This window comes from Thermomonas sp. (genome assembly GCF_019104945.1).
GTDB lineage: Bacteria > Pseudomonadota > Gammaproteobacteria > Xanthomonadales > Xanthomonadaceae > Thermomonas.
Genome location: NZ_JAHRWW010000018.1, coordinates 25,499 through 41,033 on the forward strand (window position 1 = coordinate 25,499; position 15,535 = coordinate 41,033).

The 15,535-nt window shown below is 58.5% G+C and carries 12 protein-coding genes; 3 read left to right on the top strand and 9 right to left on the bottom strand.

Going from position 1 to position 15,535, the window contains the following annotated elements:
* Positions 1–28 precede the first annotated feature (28 nt).
* The 6 genes from KUL77_RS05270 to rlmD form a co-directional block, all read right to left on the bottom strand.
* The gene (locus tag KUL77_RS05270) at positions 29–235 is read right to left on the bottom strand and encodes a cold-shock protein (protein WP_297144266.1); all 207 of its coding nucleotides are present in this window, start codon (positions 233–235) and stop codon (positions 29–31) included.
* 140 nt (positions 236–375) lie between these two features.
* Positions 376–1,125 carry an S-methyl-5'-thioinosine phosphorylase gene (locus KUL77_RS05275; RefSeq protein ID WP_297144254.1) on the bottom strand — a complete coding sequence of 250 codons (750 nt, stop codon included), beginning with the start codon at positions 1,123–1,125 and terminating at the stop codon, positions 376–378.
* A gap of 141 nt (positions 1,126–1,266) precedes the next feature.
* Complete coding sequence (locus tag KUL77_RS05280; protein ID WP_297144255.1) at positions 1,267–1,824, bottom strand: hypoxanthine-guanine phosphoribosyltransferase; 558 nt, start codon at positions 1,822–1,824, stop codon at positions 1,267–1,269.
* Entirely contained in the window at positions 1,821–2,873 is a 1,053-nt protein-coding gene (gene nagZ / locus KUL77_RS05285; RefSeq protein WP_297144256.1) for a beta-N-acetylhexosaminidase, read from the bottom strand. Before nagZ ends, KUL77_RS05280 begins: the two co-directional genes overlap by 4 nt.
* Before the next feature lie 11 nt (positions 2,874–2,884).
* Positions 2,885–3,400: a CYTH domain-containing protein gene (locus KUL77_RS05290; RefSeq protein ID WP_297144257.1), complete on the bottom strand. Its 516-nt coding sequence runs from the start codon at positions 3,398–3,400 to the stop codon at positions 2,885–2,887.
* Between the two features lie 3 nt (positions 3,401–3,403).
* Positions 3,404–4,762, bottom strand: coding sequence for a 23S rRNA (uracil(1939)-C(5))-methyltransferase RlmD (gene rlmD / locus KUL77_RS05295; RefSeq protein WP_297144258.1), 1,359 nt, complete (start codon positions 4,760–4,762; stop codon positions 3,404–3,406).
* Between the two features lie 89 nt (positions 4,763–4,851).
* Between rlmD and KUL77_RS05300 the strand changes: the two genes are divergently transcribed.
* Complete coding sequence (locus tag KUL77_RS05300) at positions 4,852–6,462, top strand: carboxyl transferase domain-containing protein (RefSeq protein ID WP_297144259.1); 1,611 nt, start codon at positions 4,852–4,854, stop codon at positions 6,460–6,462.
* 5 nt (positions 6,463–6,467) lie between these two features.
* Here KUL77_RS05300 and KUL77_RS05305 read toward each other — a convergent pair whose 3' ends face one another.
* On the bottom strand, positions 6,468–8,432 hold the full coding sequence (locus KUL77_RS05305; RefSeq protein WP_297144260.1) for an HD domain-containing phosphohydrolase: 1,965 nt from the start codon (positions 8,430–8,432) through the stop codon (positions 6,468–6,470).
* Positions 8,433–8,491: 59 nt separating this feature from the next.
* Positions 8,492–9,766, bottom strand: coding sequence for a flavodoxin-dependent (E)-4-hydroxy-3-methylbut-2-enyl-diphosphate synthase (gene ispG / locus KUL77_RS05310; RefSeq protein ID WP_297144261.1), 1,275 nt, complete (start codon positions 9,764–9,766; stop codon positions 8,492–8,494).
* Positions 9,767–9,805: 39 nt separating this feature from the next.
* Here ispG and xseA point away from each other — a divergent pair, with 39 nt between their 5' ends.
* A complete protein-coding gene (gene xseA, locus KUL77_RS05315) occupies positions 9,806–11,083 on the top strand; it encodes an exodeoxyribonuclease VII large subunit (protein ID WP_297144262.1) in 1,278 nt (425 codons plus the stop codon).
* Here the strand turns inward: xseA and KUL77_RS05320 are convergent.
* The gene (locus KUL77_RS05320) at positions 11,080–13,920 is read right to left on the bottom strand and encodes an EAL domain-containing protein (RefSeq protein ID WP_297144263.1); all 2,841 of its coding nucleotides are present in this window, start codon (positions 13,918–13,920) and stop codon (positions 11,080–11,082) included. The two genes, xseA and KUL77_RS05320, sit on opposite strands and share 4 nt — an antisense overlap.
* 165 nt (positions 13,921–14,085) lie before the next feature.
* Between KUL77_RS05320 and KUL77_RS05325 the strand changes: the two genes are divergently transcribed.
* Positions 14,086–15,535: ABC transporter transmembrane domain-containing protein (locus tag KUL77_RS05325; protein ID WP_297144264.1), on the top strand; the 1,450-nt coding region annotated here is incomplete at its 3' end.

Here is a 15,535-nt window from a genome sequence, read left to right on the forward strand (position 1 = left end):
AGACGCTGCGGGCTTCATCATCTAAGTCTTATGCAACCGGCTTAACGCCTGCTGCCTGTGCGCCCTTGGCGCCCTGCTGCACTTCATAGCTCACGCGCTGGCCTTCTTGCAGGCTGCGAAAGCCTTTCGAATCGATAGCAGAGAAGTGCACAAACACATCTGCGCTGCCGTCTTCCGGTGCAATAAAACCAAACCCCTTACCGTCGTTAAACCACTTCACAGTACCGTACTGCATGGATACATAAACCTCATACAAAGCGATGGATGGTGGAACAGGCATTGTGGCGCCTGTGTGCCGCTCCCCTCGGCGCCACCGCGCGAGTATGCAACAACTTACGGGATGTGCAAGCCCTTTAGCACTTGCAAATGTACCGTTTATCCTTCTAGTAACGTTTGCAATAGCTTGGGCACGCCATCCATTGCCGCCGCGACGTTATCCAACACGTCTTGTAGGGTGATGACTTCATCCACATCCGGCCCGGCCCCTGCGGCCCAATTGGCCACGATCGCAAGGCAGGCATAATCCAGCCCCAACTCGCGCGCCAGCCCAGCTTCGGGCATGCCGGTCATACCCACCAAATCGCAGCCATCACGGCGCATCCGCGCAATTTCAGCCTTGGTTTCCAAACGTGGGCCTTGGGTGGCGCCATAGCAGCCGCCATCCACTAATGTGACGCCAGCGCGCTGCGCTGCTGCAAGCACTTCGCGCCGCAGGGATGGTGTGTACGGATCACCAAAATCTACGTGCAGCACGTCACTGCCCGGTTCTTCGCACAGCGTTGAAACGCGCCCCCAGGTGTAATCAATCAGCTGGTCTGGGCAGGCCAGCACCCGCGGGCCATAGGCTTTGGTAATGCCGCCCACGGTATTGAGCGCCAGCACGCGCGCCGCGCCCACCGCTTTTAATGCGGCCAAGTTTGCCCGGTAATTGATTTTATGCGGTGGTAGCGAGTGACCTTCGCCGTGCCGCGCTAAAAACGCTACGCGTTTGCCTGCAAAGCGACCAATACGAATAGGGCCAGAAGGTGCGCCATAGGCGGTTTGTGGCTGCACGGTCTCAACGTCGGCCAGCTCTCCCAATGCATACACGCCGGTGCCGCCGATAACGGCAAGATCAATCGTCATAGCAATGCTCTTCCTTACATTCACACAGGGCTACCCTGGTGTTGTATTGACGGACTCTCGGCGGCAAGGATGCCGCCGAGAAGCCTACATGGATGTATTCACGGCGTGTCCGTCAATACAATGCCAGGGCGGCCTACGGTACTAGTCCGCCAGCGCGTAAATCGCCGGAAGATTGCGCCCCTGTTCGTAATAATCCATGCCGTAGCCAAATACAAACGCATCCGGCACTTGCACCCCCACATGCTGCGCTTGGATGCCGTCCACGCAGCGGTCGTGCACTTTTTCCGCAAGCACGGCAATACGCACCTCTGCTGCGCCCTGATCCTCGCACCACTGCTTGACCGCCAGCAGAGTATGGCCTTCGTCCAAAATATCGTCGACCAATAGCACCTTGCGCCCCGCCATCGGCGTGGCCGGGCGATGCAGCCACGCCAAGCCCGAGCCGGTGGTCTGGCCGCGGTAGCGGGTAGCGTGTAGATAGTCGTATTGCAAATCTAAGCCGCGCTCACCCAGCGCAAAACCCAGCTGCGCGGCAAACGGCAGGCCACCGTTCATCACGGTGATAAACAGCGGCACTTCGTCTTCTGCATAGGCTGCGCAGATTTCGTCTGCCATGCGCATGATTTCAGTTTCCAGCACATCGCGTTCAAACAGCACATGCGAAGACGGCAGCGCGTCCTTTAGCTTTGGCATCGTCATGCCACATCTCCAATATTGATCGCGCCGGATAGCGCATCGGTCTTTAATTCTGGCACCAAAACATCGGCGAGCTGCTGCTGTACACCTGCATGCCGCGTATTGGCAAGCAGGCTATCCCACGCCATCGGCCCGCGCCCAATGAGCCCTGTGAGCGCCAGCGTATTGAGGCTGCGGTGCTGCACCGCCTGCAACGCTTCTTCAGCCTGCGTGGGTTTGGACACTAAGACCACGTCGCAGCCTGCGTCCAAATGCGCGTCGATACAGGCTTTTATGCCGCCCACCGCGCCTGCCGCAGCCATGCCGATATCATCGGAAAACACCACGCCGCGAAAGCCCATTTCGCCGCGCAAAATGTCGTTGATCCAACGCGGCGCGCAGCCTGCGGGTTCTGGAGCAATGTTTGGGTAAATAACGTGCGCCATCATTACAGCATCGGCACCCGCGGCAATACCTGCAGAAAACGGAACAAGGTCAGTTTCGCGCATAACATCCAACGAGCGCGGATCCACCGCCGCATCAAAATGGGTGTCTTCCAAGACCGATCCATGCCCCGGGAAATGTTTGAGCGTGGCGGCCATGCCTGCTTCGTGCATACCCTCGATATAGGCACACGTAAGCGCGGCCACTATCTGTGGGTCTTCGGCAAAAGCGCGGTCGCCAATGGCGCGGTTGCCGCGGGCCAGATCCACCACCGGCGCAAAGCTCAGGTCTAGGCCGCTGGCGCGCACCTCACTGGCCATGAGCCAAGCGTGTTCGCGGGCAGATTGCAGCGCCGTTTCCGGATCGCGCTGATACAGTGCTTCAAAACCATGTAGCGCAGGCAATTTGCTATAGCCGTCGCGAAAGCGCTGCACGCGGCCACCTTCTTGATCGACGCAGATCAGCAGTGGACGCGCTGCGGCTTCGCGAATCGCTTGGGTGAGTTCAAACACCTGCTGCTGTGACGCGAAATTACGCGCAAACAGGGTCAGCCCCGCGCAAGCGCTATGCTGCAACCAATCGCGCTCTTGTGCGGTGAGCTCAAGCCCGGCAACGCCAATTAACAGCATCTATGTGTCCTTTATAAGTCCAGCGCTTGCCGCTCGTCTTCGCGCCATTGCGAATATGGGCGATCGGCCAAAGCAAGATTGTAGTAGCGCGGCGCGTGCGTGGCTTCGGCGCCAAGCCAGCTTGGCCGTGAAAAAGTTTCGTTCTCACTTTGCAGCTCAATTTCAGCCACGACCAGCCCAGCGTTATCACCCAAAAACTCGTCAATTTCCCAAAGATGGCCTTCGTGCTGCACGTAGTGGCGATGCTTCTCCACGCGCCCGCCCACGCATAGCGCCAGCAATGCTTGAGCATCGCTCACGGGAATTGCATATTCAAATTCTTGACGGCTCGCGCCAAGCTCACGCGACTTGATATTGAGCCGCGCTTCATCGCCCTCTAAGCGCACGCGCACCGAAGCGCGCATCGCGCCGGTATTCACCAAGGCAAGGTCATTGAGATAGCCCTGCGCCATCGGCACGACCTTGTGCGCCAAGGCACGCCAGGCATCGCCTTGAACAAGAAACTTGCGCTCGATCTCAATACCCATGCGTTAGCCCTTCTTGGGTGGATCAAACACCGCGATCGACTCAACATGCGCCGTATGCGGAAACATGTCCATCACCCCCGCTTCGCGTAGCGCCCAGCCGCGTTCATTAACCAAATAGCCCGCATCGCGCGCGAGCGAGCCGGGGTGGCAGCTTACATACACGATACGCTTCAGCCCTTTTAGCGGCAGCTGATTTAACACCTCTAGCGCGCCTGCACGTGCCGGATCAAGCAAGAGTTTATCGAAACCAGCCTTCAGCCACGGCTGCCCGGCGAGGTCTTGGGCAAGGTCGGCGGTGTAAAACTGCACATTGTTGAAGCCGTTATGCACGGCATTGGCACGCGCACGCGCCACTAGCCCGGCATCGCCTTCAACACCCACCACAGCACCTTCACCCGCTACACGCGCCAGTGGCAAGGTGAAATTGCCCAGCCCACAAAACAAGTCCAGAACGCGCTCGCCCGGCTGCACGTCAAGCAAGTCCAGCGCGCGCGCGATCATTGCATCATTGAGCTTGGCGTTGACTTGAATAAAATCTAGCGGACGGAAGTTCAGTTCAACATTCCACTGCTGCAAATGGAAAGACAGCACTGCTGGCTCGTCATTTAGCGGGTGTACTGAGTCAAGACCACCGGGCTGCAGAAAAATAGTGAACCCGTGCTCGCGGCCAAATGCGTCAAGCTTGACACGATCATGTTCCGAAAGTGGCTGCAGGTGGCGAAACACCAGCGCGGTGGCCGCGTCACCTGAAATAAACTCGATCTGCGGAATATCGCGACGGCCGTCCATGCCATCGACCAGCGTACCTAAGGCATTCAGCTTGAAGCCCAGCTGTGGAACGACGGTATGGCATTCGCGCAGATCGGCCACAAAGCGCGGGTCTTGTTCACGAAACCCCACCAGCGTTTTATCTTTCTTCTCGACGCGGCGCACCGATAGCCGCCCTTTGCGGCGGTAACCCCAACTCTCAGCCTGCAGCGGCGCGAGCACCGAAGCAGGCGCTACATGGCCGATGCGCTGCAAGTTATCCAGTAACACCTGCTGCTTATAGGTGATCTGTTTGCTTTCGTCTAAATGCTGCAGCACGCAGCCACCGCACACACCGAAATGCGGGCAACGCGGCGTCACGCGATCGGGCGAGGCCTGCAGCACTTCCAGCGTTTTGGCTTCATCAAAATGCTTCGAGCGTGCGGTCTGCTGCACCGACACGGTTTCACCGGGCAGCGCACCGGCAACAAAGACAGCCTTCCCCGCCTGTGCGTGGCCTTCTGGCCAATGTGCAACGCCACGGCCATCGTGGCTCAGGTCGGAAACGGTAAGAGTTTTAGGGGTTTGATCGAGGCGAGCCACGGCGAAAAACACGACAAATGGCCCGCTATTGTCGCAGACTGGAGCCGGAAAGATGGTGCAACGCGGTATCCTTATGGGCTAATTGGCCAAGGATGCACCGCATGCCCGCTCTGATTTCCCAGATCGACCCGCGTTCGCAGGACTTTCTCGACAATGCCGACTACCAGCGCACACTGGTAGCTGAATTAGATCGTCGCCTTGCCCGCGCGGCCGATGGTGGCGGTGAAAAAGCCCGCGCCAAGCACACCGCGCGCGGCAAACTGCTGCCGCGTGAGCGCATCGACGCCCTGCTCGATCCGGGTTCGCCGTTCCTTGAAATCGCCCCGCTGGCCGCCGAAGACATGTACGACGGCGCCGCACCTGCCGCCGGGATGATCTGCGGAATTGGCCGAGTGATGGGGCAAGAAGTGGTCATCGTGGCCAACGATGCCACCGTCAAAGGTGGCACCTATTTCCCGATGACGGTAAAAAAACACCTGCGCGCGCAGGAAGTGGCGCGTGAAAACAACCTGCCCTGTGTCTATTTGGTGGATTCGGGCGGTGCGTTCTTGCCGCTGCAAGACGAAGTTTTTCCCGATAAAGAGCATTTTGGCCGCATCTTCTACAACCAAGCGCGGCTGAGCGCCGAGAACATCCCACAAATCGCGGTGGTGATGGGAAGCTGCACCGCTGGTGGCGCTTATGTTCCGGCGATGTGCGATGAGTCGGTGATCGTGAAAGAACAGGGCACGATCTTCCTCGGCGGCCCGCCCCTAGTGAAAGCCGCTACGGGCGAGGTGGTGGATGCCGAAACACTTGGCGGCGCTGACGTACACACCAGTATTTCTGGCGTGGCCGATCATTTTGCCGAAGACGATCGCCACGCACTGGAAATTGCACGCAATATCGTGCGCAACCTCAACCGCAAGAAAGTATTGCCGGTAACCACGCAGCCAGCACGCGAACCGCTCTACCCTGCCGAAGAGCTTTACGGCATCGTGCCGAAGGATGCACGCCGCCCGTTCGATATTCGTGAAGTCATTGCGCGCATCACCGACGGCAGCGATCTGCAGGAATTCAAAGCACGCTACGGCAAGACCCTTATCACTGGCTTTGCACATCTGCACGGCTACCCCGTTGGCATTATTGCCAACAACGGCATCTTATTTTCCGAGTCGGCGCTTAAAGGTGCGCATTTCATCGAACTGTGCAACCAACGCGGCATCCCGCTGGTGTTCTTGCAAAACATCACTGGCTTTATGGTGGGCAAAAAATACGAACAGGCGGGCATCGCCAAAGATGGCGCCAAGATGGTGACGGCGGTGGCTTGCTCACACGTTCCTAAGTTCACCGTGGTGATTGGCGGTAGCTTCGGTGCGGGCAACTACGCCATGTGCGGCCGCGCTTATGGCGCGCGTTTTATGTGGATGTGGCCGAATGCGCGCATCAGCGTGATGGGGGGCGAACAGGCGGCCAGCGTACTGGCTACCGTTAAACGCGACGGGATCGAGGCTAAGGGTGGCATTTGGACACCGGAAGAAGAGGACGCGTTCAAGTCGCCCATTCGTCAGCAATATGAAGACCAAGGCAACCCGTATTACGCCAGCGCAAGGCTGTGGGACGATGGCATCATCGACCCTGCCGATACCCGCCGTGTACTGGGCTTAGGGCTGTCGGCATCGCTCAATGCACCCATCGAAGAACGCACGCGGTTTGGCGTATTTCGCATGTAAGAGGGCTAGAGGTAGTCCTCGATCCGCACTTCATCAAGTTGTTCGGAATGCAAAAAGCGCTCGGCGTAGTCGTGATAGACACCCGAGCGCAAAAATAGCGCGAATAGATCGCGGTCGATATGTGCGGTATCGCGCATCTTCGCCATGATTCCCAACGCTTCGTGCAGTGTTTTGCCCGGCTTGTACGGGCGGTCACCCGCGGTGAGTGCTTCAAAAATATCGGCAATCGCCATCATCCGCGTTTCAAGACTGAGCTGCCCCGCATTGAGCTTGCGCGGATAGCCGGTGCCATCTAATTTTTCGTGATGCCCCCCGGCAATATCAGGAACAGCACGTAGATATTTCGGAAGAGGCAGCGCGCCCAGCATTTCGATGGTCAGCACGATGTGCTCGTTAATTTTATAGCGCTCTTCCGCCGTCAGCGTGCCGCGACTAATGCCAAGGTTATGCAGCTCGCCACGGTTATACAGCAGCTCGGGCACGTCCATTTGGAACCCCCAGCGCGCGTTATCGTGCACGTACTCGTTGGCTGCACGTGGAATGCGCTGCTCGGGCTTATCGGACAACAACTGTTCCTCTGCCGGCAGCGTTGGCGCGGGTTGCACGCAGCGCTCCAGTTCATCGCGGGACAAGCCCAGCCGGTCGTCCAGCGTGCGTAACCAGCGCCGCTGCCCGATCAACTGCAGGCGCTCACGCGCCGCATTGGAAAGAAACTCACCGCCGATATTGCACTGTGCAACAAACGCAAATTCCGCATCGAGCATTTGCACAAGCGCATCGCGCTGCGCCTGCAAAACGGTAGCATCGCCGCCTTCGGCAAGGCCGCGCCAGTAGGTGATCTCCGCATCACGTTTAAGTACCTCAAAACGGGTGCGCACTTCGTGGATTCGGTTATGGATCGTTTCGAGCTTAGTGGCCTTGTCCACCACATATTCCGGCGTAACCACCTTGCCGCAGTCGTGCAGCCAGCCCGCAATTTGCAACGCCTCCCACTCCTCTGCATTGAGCTGATAATTGGCAAACGGCCCCTCTTCTGCGTCACAGGCCGCGCGCGCCAGCATGAAGGTTAGCTCCGGAACGCGCGAGCAGTGGCCACTGGTGTAAGGGCTTTTCGAGTCGATGGCATTGGCCACCATATGAATGGTGGCTTCTACCAACGCCTTTTGGCTACGCAGTAATTCTTGAGTCTCTAGTGAGGTAGCAGCGCTGGCCGCAACCGCGGTAATAAAACTAATCGTTGCGTCGTCAATTTCATCGTCTTTGAATAGCAATAGCATGCCCAGCAATTGATCACTGCGATCCCGCAGCGGCATCGCTAGCGTGGACAGCACACTCAGCACCGGGTCTAGGCCAAGCGTGTGCAGTTCCGCTTCGTGCAGCGTGCCGCTTAGCGGCAGCATCGTGGCATGCGCCTGCGCCATGAGGCTGGGCATTGCCTCTGGGCGAAGCAGGGGTAATTCTGGTGCGGGCTTGGCCCTCCCCCCTTCCACGTCGAAGGCCGTAGCGCGCAGGGCATCGGTTTCTGTGTCAATTAAATAAAGAACGCCCGCGCGCGCACTGGCAATGTCAACCAGCCGATCGAGCAGCCAAGGGCGTAGCGTTTCAAAATCGGTCTCCACAGCCAAGCGCCGGTTGATCCGCAAAAAGCGACGCAGTGTATCGCGCATCAAGTCAAACGCGGCCCCCAGCCCATCGATCTCGCGTACTTGCGAACGAATCATCGGGTGGTCGGTGAAGTCGAAGCGGCGAATCGCTTCGGCCTCATCTGCAAGTTGTGCCAGCGGTGCAACGATGCGCCTTGACACCAAAAGTGCGGTGATGCCCGCACCAAGCACTAATAGAAAAAATTCCAACTCGCCGGGGATGGCGTCGCCGTACCAGCGCAGCACTTCCCCTGTAATCACCACCAATGCCATCGACAGCAAGGTGATGTAGAGATACAGCGGAACACTGAAGCGCTTGCCTGCCATAGATGCCCCCCGACACCAACCTGACACTCTATATAACGCAGAAACGCCAGAAACTCGGACTATCGTTGCATACCCGAGCGATAGTGTTTGTTCACATAATCATCAATCAAGGTAATGAAGTCTTGCGCGATGTGCTCGCCGCGTAGCGTTACTGTCTTTTCTCCATCCACAAACACGGGTGCAGATGGCGCTTCGCCGGTGCCCGGCAAAGAAATGCCGATATTGGCGTGGCGCGATTCGCCCGGCCCATTCACCACACAGCCCATCACCGCTAGCGTCATATTTTCAGCACCGGGGTGGCTGATTTTCCACTCCGGCATTTTGGCGCGCACATGTTCTTGCACATCGCGCGCTAATTCTTGGAAAAACTCCGACGTCGTGCGGCCACAGCCCGGGCAAGCGGTCACCATCGGCGTGAATGCGCGCAGCCCCATCGTCTGCAATAGCTCTTGCGCAACGATCACTTCTTTCGTGCGCGAGCTGCCCGGTTCTGGCGTCAGCGAGATACGGATCGTATCGCCAATACCTTCCTGCAGCAGCACACCAAGCGCCGCACTGGACGCCACCATACCCTTGCTGCCCATACCCGCTTCGGTAAGCCCTAAATGCAGAGCAAAATTACTGCGTGCGGCCAAGTCGCGGTACACCGCAATGAGCTCCTGCACACCGCTCACTTTCGCACTCAAAATGATTTTTTCAGCAGGAAGGCCCAGCTCCACTGCACGTTGTGCCGATTCCAGCGCCGACAGGATCAACGCCTCACGCATCACCCGCCCTGCTTCCCAAGGCGCGGCGCGCTGCGCGTTTTCGTCCATCAGCCGCGTGGCGAGCGACTGATCGAGCGAACCCCAGTTCGCACCAATGCGCACTGGTTTATTGTTGCGACAGGCAAACTCGATCAACTGCGCAAACTGCGTATCTTTTTTAGCGCCAAAACCCACGTTACCGGGGTTAATGCGGTACTTGGCGAGCGCTTCAGCGCAGGCGGGCTCATTCGCCAGCAGCGTATGGCCGTTGTAGTGGAAGTCGCCGATGATCGGCACATGCACGCCCATCATGGAAAGTTTGTCCACGATCTTGGGCACGGCCGCGGCCGCAGCGGCGGTATTTACGGTAATGCGTACCAGCTCCGACCCGGCGCGCCATAGCTCCGCGATTTGTTTTGCGGTGGATGCCACGTCGGCGGTGTCGGTATTGGTCATCGACTGCACGACCACCGGCGCACCGCCACCTACTTTGACATTGCCCACAGTAACCTGGCGGGTGATATGGCGCGGCAGTGGGCCAAATCGGTCGGGACGTTCAGAGGCGATGGTGCTGGTTTCAAGATTCATCCGCCTATTTTAGCGCTGCTAGGGCTTATGCTTGTAGCCATGCCACGCCAAGACGCTATTTTGACCCCCAGCCAGCTCAATACGCTGGCCCGCGACCTGCTAGAAGGCAGTTTTCCCAATGTGTTGGTGGAGGGGGAAATTGGCAATCTGGCGCGGCCCGCTTCGGGACACCTGTATTTCACTTTGAAGGATGCACGCGCGCAGGTGCGCTGCGCTTTGTTCAAGCCTAAAAGCCAATGGCTGACTTTTACCCCTCGCGAAGGTACAAAGGTCGTGGCGCGCGGCCGCTTAACGCTCTACGAAGCGCGCGGTGAATATCAAATGGTGTTAGACACCATGGAAGAAGCGGGCGAAGGCGCACTGCGCCGCGCATATGAAGCCCTAAAAGCAAAATTGGCTGACGAAGGGCTGTTTGATGCGGCGCGCAAGCGCCCGCTGCCCGCGCTTCCGCGCCGAATCGCGGTACTCACTTCGCCGTCAGGTGCGGTCATTCGCGACATCGTCAGTGTGCTGCGTAGGCGCTTTCCGCTGGTGGAAGTGGAACTGCTGCCAGTGCCGGTGCAGGGTGATACCGCTGCGGCGCATATCCGTCAGCGGCTAGAACAGGCCGATCGCTGCGGCCGTTACGATGTGCTTGTGCTGGCGCGCGGTGGCGGCTCACTTGAAGACCTTTGGGCATTCAATGACGAAGCATTGGCGCGCGCGATTGCGGCCTGCCAAACCCCGGTAGTTTCTGCTGTGGGCCATGAAACTGATTTTTCGCTCAGCGACTATGCCGCCGACCTGCGCGCACCCACGCCTTCAGCAGCGGCCGAACTGCTTGTGCCCGATGCAGCAGCACTGCTCACGCGCCTGCACGCCCTGCACCGGCAGCTGCACACGCAGCAAGCCAATGCACAGCGGCAGCGCATGCAGCGCTTGGATCGCGCCTTTCTGCGCCTGCAGCCGCACCAGCCGCAGGCGCGGCTCGCGGCGTTGAACGACCGCGCAAAACGTGCACAGCAGCGTCTGCAGCAGGTGATCCAGCAGCACTTACAAGGGCTGCGCTATCAGCTTCAAGGCTACGCAACGCGGCCACAAACACTGATGGCCCAGCGCCTGCAGCACGACACCCTGCACCTACGCGGGTTGGCACGCTCGCTACACGCGATCAGCCCATTGGCAACGGTGGCGCGCGGCTACAGTATCTTGCAGCGCGAGAGTGGCAGCGTGGTGCGCACAAGCAGCGACGTACACATAGGTGAAACGCTCACAGCCCGCATTAGCGATGGCCAGCTGCGTGTGCAGCTCATCGAAAAACTACCGGATGCGCCCTAACCGAGCACCTGCGCCAACGGCAGCGGCGGGCTAAACAGGTAGCCCTGTGCATAAGGACAATGCAAGGCCAAAAGGCGCTCGCGCTGCTGCGGGGTTTCCACGCCTTCGGCAATCAGCCCAATGCCCAAACTCCCGGCCAAGGCCACAATCGCGCGGATCACCGCTTCACTTTCATTGCCTTTGTCTAGCGTCAAACCGGACACAAAGCTGCGGTCGATTTTCAAGCTAGCAATGGGGAACCGGTGCAGATACGACAGCGCAGAAAAGCCGGTACCAAAGTCATCAAGCTGTACCAAAATGCCGTTTGCACGCAGGGTGGCAAGAATATCGAGTGTTTTGGGCGCATCGTCCATTAGCGCCACTTCGGTAATTTCTACCCGCAAGCGCGAAGGATCGACGCCCGCAGAATGCAGCATGGCAAGCAGGCGCTCGGCGAAATCGTCATTGCGGAAATGGCGCGGCGATACGTTGATCGCCACATAACCAAGCGCTGGATGCGCGGCAAGGTCATCAATCACGCGCTGATACATCAGCCAATCGATATTTTCGATCAAACCGCTGTCTTCACCTACATCCAAAAACTCGCCAGGCGTCATCAGCCCATGTACCTCATGACGCCAGCGCAGCAGCGCCTCATAACCCACGACCTCAGCGCTATCCATGCATACAATGGGCTGATAATAGGGGATAAAGCGCTCTGCTTGGATGGCGCGACGCATATCCATTTCAAGATTCAGCGCACGCATCGCATCGCGGTGCATCTCTTCATCGAACAGCGTGCAGCGGTCGCGGCCATCGCCTTTGGCGCGGTACATTGCGGCGTCGGCATCGCGCAGCATGTCTTCGCCATTGCGATAACGCGGGTCCCACATTGCAATGCCAATGCTGGCACGTGGATACAGTTCGCGCCCTGCTACCCACACCGGCATCGACAGCGCCGCCAGTACGCGCCGCCCCAAGTCTTCGGCCATCGATGGGCCATCCAAGCCTTCCGCCAAAATAGCGAACTCATCACCACCAAGGCGCGCCACCATATCGTCGGCGCGAACAGCCGCTGCAATTCTTCGCCCGGCCTCAACCAGCAGCTCATCTCCCACGGCATGGCCAACGCTATCATTCACCAGTTTGAAGCGATCCAAATCCATAAACAAAACGGCAAAGCAGGTGTGCTTCCCCTCCCTAGCAATCGCGATCGCGTGCGATAAGCGATCCAAAAGCTGCGCGCGGTTAGGTAAGCCGGTAAGCGCATCGTGGGTAGCCTGATGCACCAGCTTGCGCTCCATGCGCACACGCTCACCAATTTGCTCCAGTAGTTCGATATTGGCGTCGGCAAGCTCGCGGGTACGCTCGGCAACGCGCTGCTCTAGGCTCGCGTGGGCCAGTTTTAACCGCTCCTGCGCCTGCTTGCGCGACAGGCTGCTGCCAATCTGCGTGGCCACAAAGCTCAATAGTTCTTGGTCTTGCGGGTTAAACAAAATATCCGGTGAATAGCTCTGCACGGCCAGCACGCCAATCACGCGGTCGTTGTCTGCAAGCGGCACGCCCAGCCAGCATTCGGCCACAGTTCCATAGCCAAGTGCGTGCCCTTTTTGGCGGAATGTCATTACCGAATCTTTATTGATCAGCAATGGACGCCCTGTTTTCAAGACGTGCTCAGTAAGCCCCGTTGATAACGAGCGGGCTTGGCGATTCGGATCGAATTCATCGACCGAATACGGAAACTCCAGCATGCGACCGTCCGTCGACAACATCGCAATATAGAAATTATTGGCGTACAGAAGCTCGCTGACAGCGGTGTGAATTTCCGCATAGAAATGCTGCAGGCTGTCGCTACTCGTGGATAGCTCCGCAATTTTGAACAGCACGCGCTGCACTTCCTGCATGCGTTTGCGTTCAAACACCTCGGATTGTAAAACCTCGTTTGCCAGCTGCAGTTCGGAAGTGCGCTCGGTAACACGCTGCTCCAATCGGCGGCGGCTTTCCCTTCGATCCAAGGCCACCATCACATGCTGGGCGATGTAGCCCAGCAGCACCCGGTCGTCTTCGTCATACATATTGGCCTGGCTGTAGTGCTGCACCACCAGCGCCCCAACGGCCCGACCATCACGCAGCATAGGCACGCCAAGCCAATCAGCACTGTCTGGCCCCCACTCGTCGGATAAGGGCAGACCAAACTGCTCGCACAAGTCGGCGGACGCCCCCTGCAGCACTTTCCCACCGCGCACCAACTGAAGGGTCAGCGAACTATCTGTCTCTGAGACATCGTAATTATGGTCAAGCTCAGGCTTAAACGTGTCTTGCTGATCTATGTAATACAAAAACCGCAGTGTCTCTTGCAGCGGATCGTAAAGGGCCACGTAAAAATTTTCGGCAAACATAAGTTCGCCAACAATCACATGTACTCGGCGCAAGAAGGTGGCCACATCTAGGTTGCTGGCCGCCAAATCGGAAATTTCATACAGTGCTTGTCGCACCTTCTCCGAACGCTGTATCGCGGTGATTTTTTGCTCCGAAAACTCTGCCTGCACGGCTTGATCGATGCGCTGTATCGCACTTGCCAGCCAATAGCGGCTAAACGTGTCGTCTATCGACATACCACTGACCGATAAGCTCAGCAGCACGCCTTCCGGCCCCGTCCACGACTGACTCAGTGCTGGTACAACCGGCTCAACTAGGTGCGCAGCGGTTTCAGCCGAGAACACACGGCCTTCGCCCAGCATCAAATGATGCCAGCCCACCTGTACGCACGCGCCATCCGGCAGTGTTTCTGCTAGCTGCGCTGCGATTCCGGAAAGGATGCCCTTTCCGCGGTGCTGTTTCGTATTCCCCAAAGACATCTCAGCCAGTCAAAACCACTTATCCACAGCGTATTTTGCCTGCATTCCAACGCCAACACCACGCCGCTCGTCGCTGCGCCCATAACCTATTGGAATTTAAGCCAATTGCAAGTGGAGCCGATCCAGATCAGCGCGGGCCTCACGCGTAGCCGTTAAACTACGCGTATGAATGCTTCTGACCCGGTTTCACCCAAAGCGCGCGTCGGTTCCCTGCAAGCCCTCTGGCCCTTTATGCGGCGGCATACGGGGCTATTTACTGCGTGGCTGATTGCGCTTGCCTGTTCTTCAACGGCCACACTTAGCCTGCCGGTGGCGTTTCGGCAAATGATCGACCACGGCTTCAAGAGCGGCAGCAATATCGATCAGACCTTTGGGTTTGTGCTGATCGTTATTTTGGCCCTCGCGCTTGCCACGGGCGCACGCTACTTCTTCGTCACCTTGCTGGGTGAAAAAGTGGTGGCCGATTTACGCACCCGCCTTTATGCGCATCTGCTTGGGCTAGATGCCGGGTTTTACGACCGCAGCCGCAGCGGCGAGCTGGTTTCGCGCCTTACCGCCGATGCGGAGCTGCTGCGCAGCGTGATTGCATCAAGCATGTCGGTGGCCTTGCGCAGTAGCGTGACGGTCATTGGCTCACTGGTGATGATGTTTGTCACCAGCCCCAAGCTGGCCGCGTGGGCGCTGCTGGGCATTCCTATGGCGGTTATCCCCATTATTCTTGGCGCGCGGCGCATCAAGAAAACCTCACGCGCCAGCCAAGACCGCATCGCCGACGCCAACACGCTGGCAACCGAGGCCTTAGGTGCTGTGCGCACGGTGCAGGCACACGCACGCGAGGGCTACGAGCGCAGCCGCTACGACAGCGCGATGACAGCCGCCGTGGGCACGGCGCAAAAGCGCATCGGTGCCCAAGCCATCGTAACGGTGGTGGCCATTTCGCTGATTTTTGGCGCAGTAATCGTGGTGCTTTGGTCCGGTGCACACGATGTCATCGGCGGCAAACTCAGCGCGGGCGCGCTTGGGCAATTTGTCATGTATGCCATGATCGGCGGCGGCTCGGTGGGCGCGCTGGCCGAGGTGTGGAACGAACTGCAAAAGGCCGCAGGCGGCATGGGCCGCATCCACGAGCTGATGGAAGAGCAGCCAGCCATTACCGCACCGACGCACCCGCGCCAACTACCTGCCCCCGTACACGGCGAAATCCATTTCGATAACGTAACCTTTCACTACCCACAACGCCCGGACGCACCGGCTCTGGAAGGTTTTTCGCTGCACGTCAAACCCGGTGAAACTGTTGCACTGGTGGGGCCATCGGGGGCCGGAAAAAGCACCGTCATTTCAATGTTGCTGCGCTTTCACGACCCAGACACTGGCCGCATTTTGCTGGATGGTGAAACAATCACCGACTTGGATCCGTCTGATCTGCGCAGCGCCATCGCCATCGTGCCGCAAGCGCCCGTCATTTTTGCCAGCAGCGCGGCCGACAACATCCGCTATGGCAAGCTGGAAGCAACCGATGCCGAAGTGCGCCGTGCAGCCGATTCGGCCAAAGCGAGCGAGTTTCTTGACGCCCTTCCCGATGGCTTTGCCAGCGAACTGGGCGAACGCGGCGCGC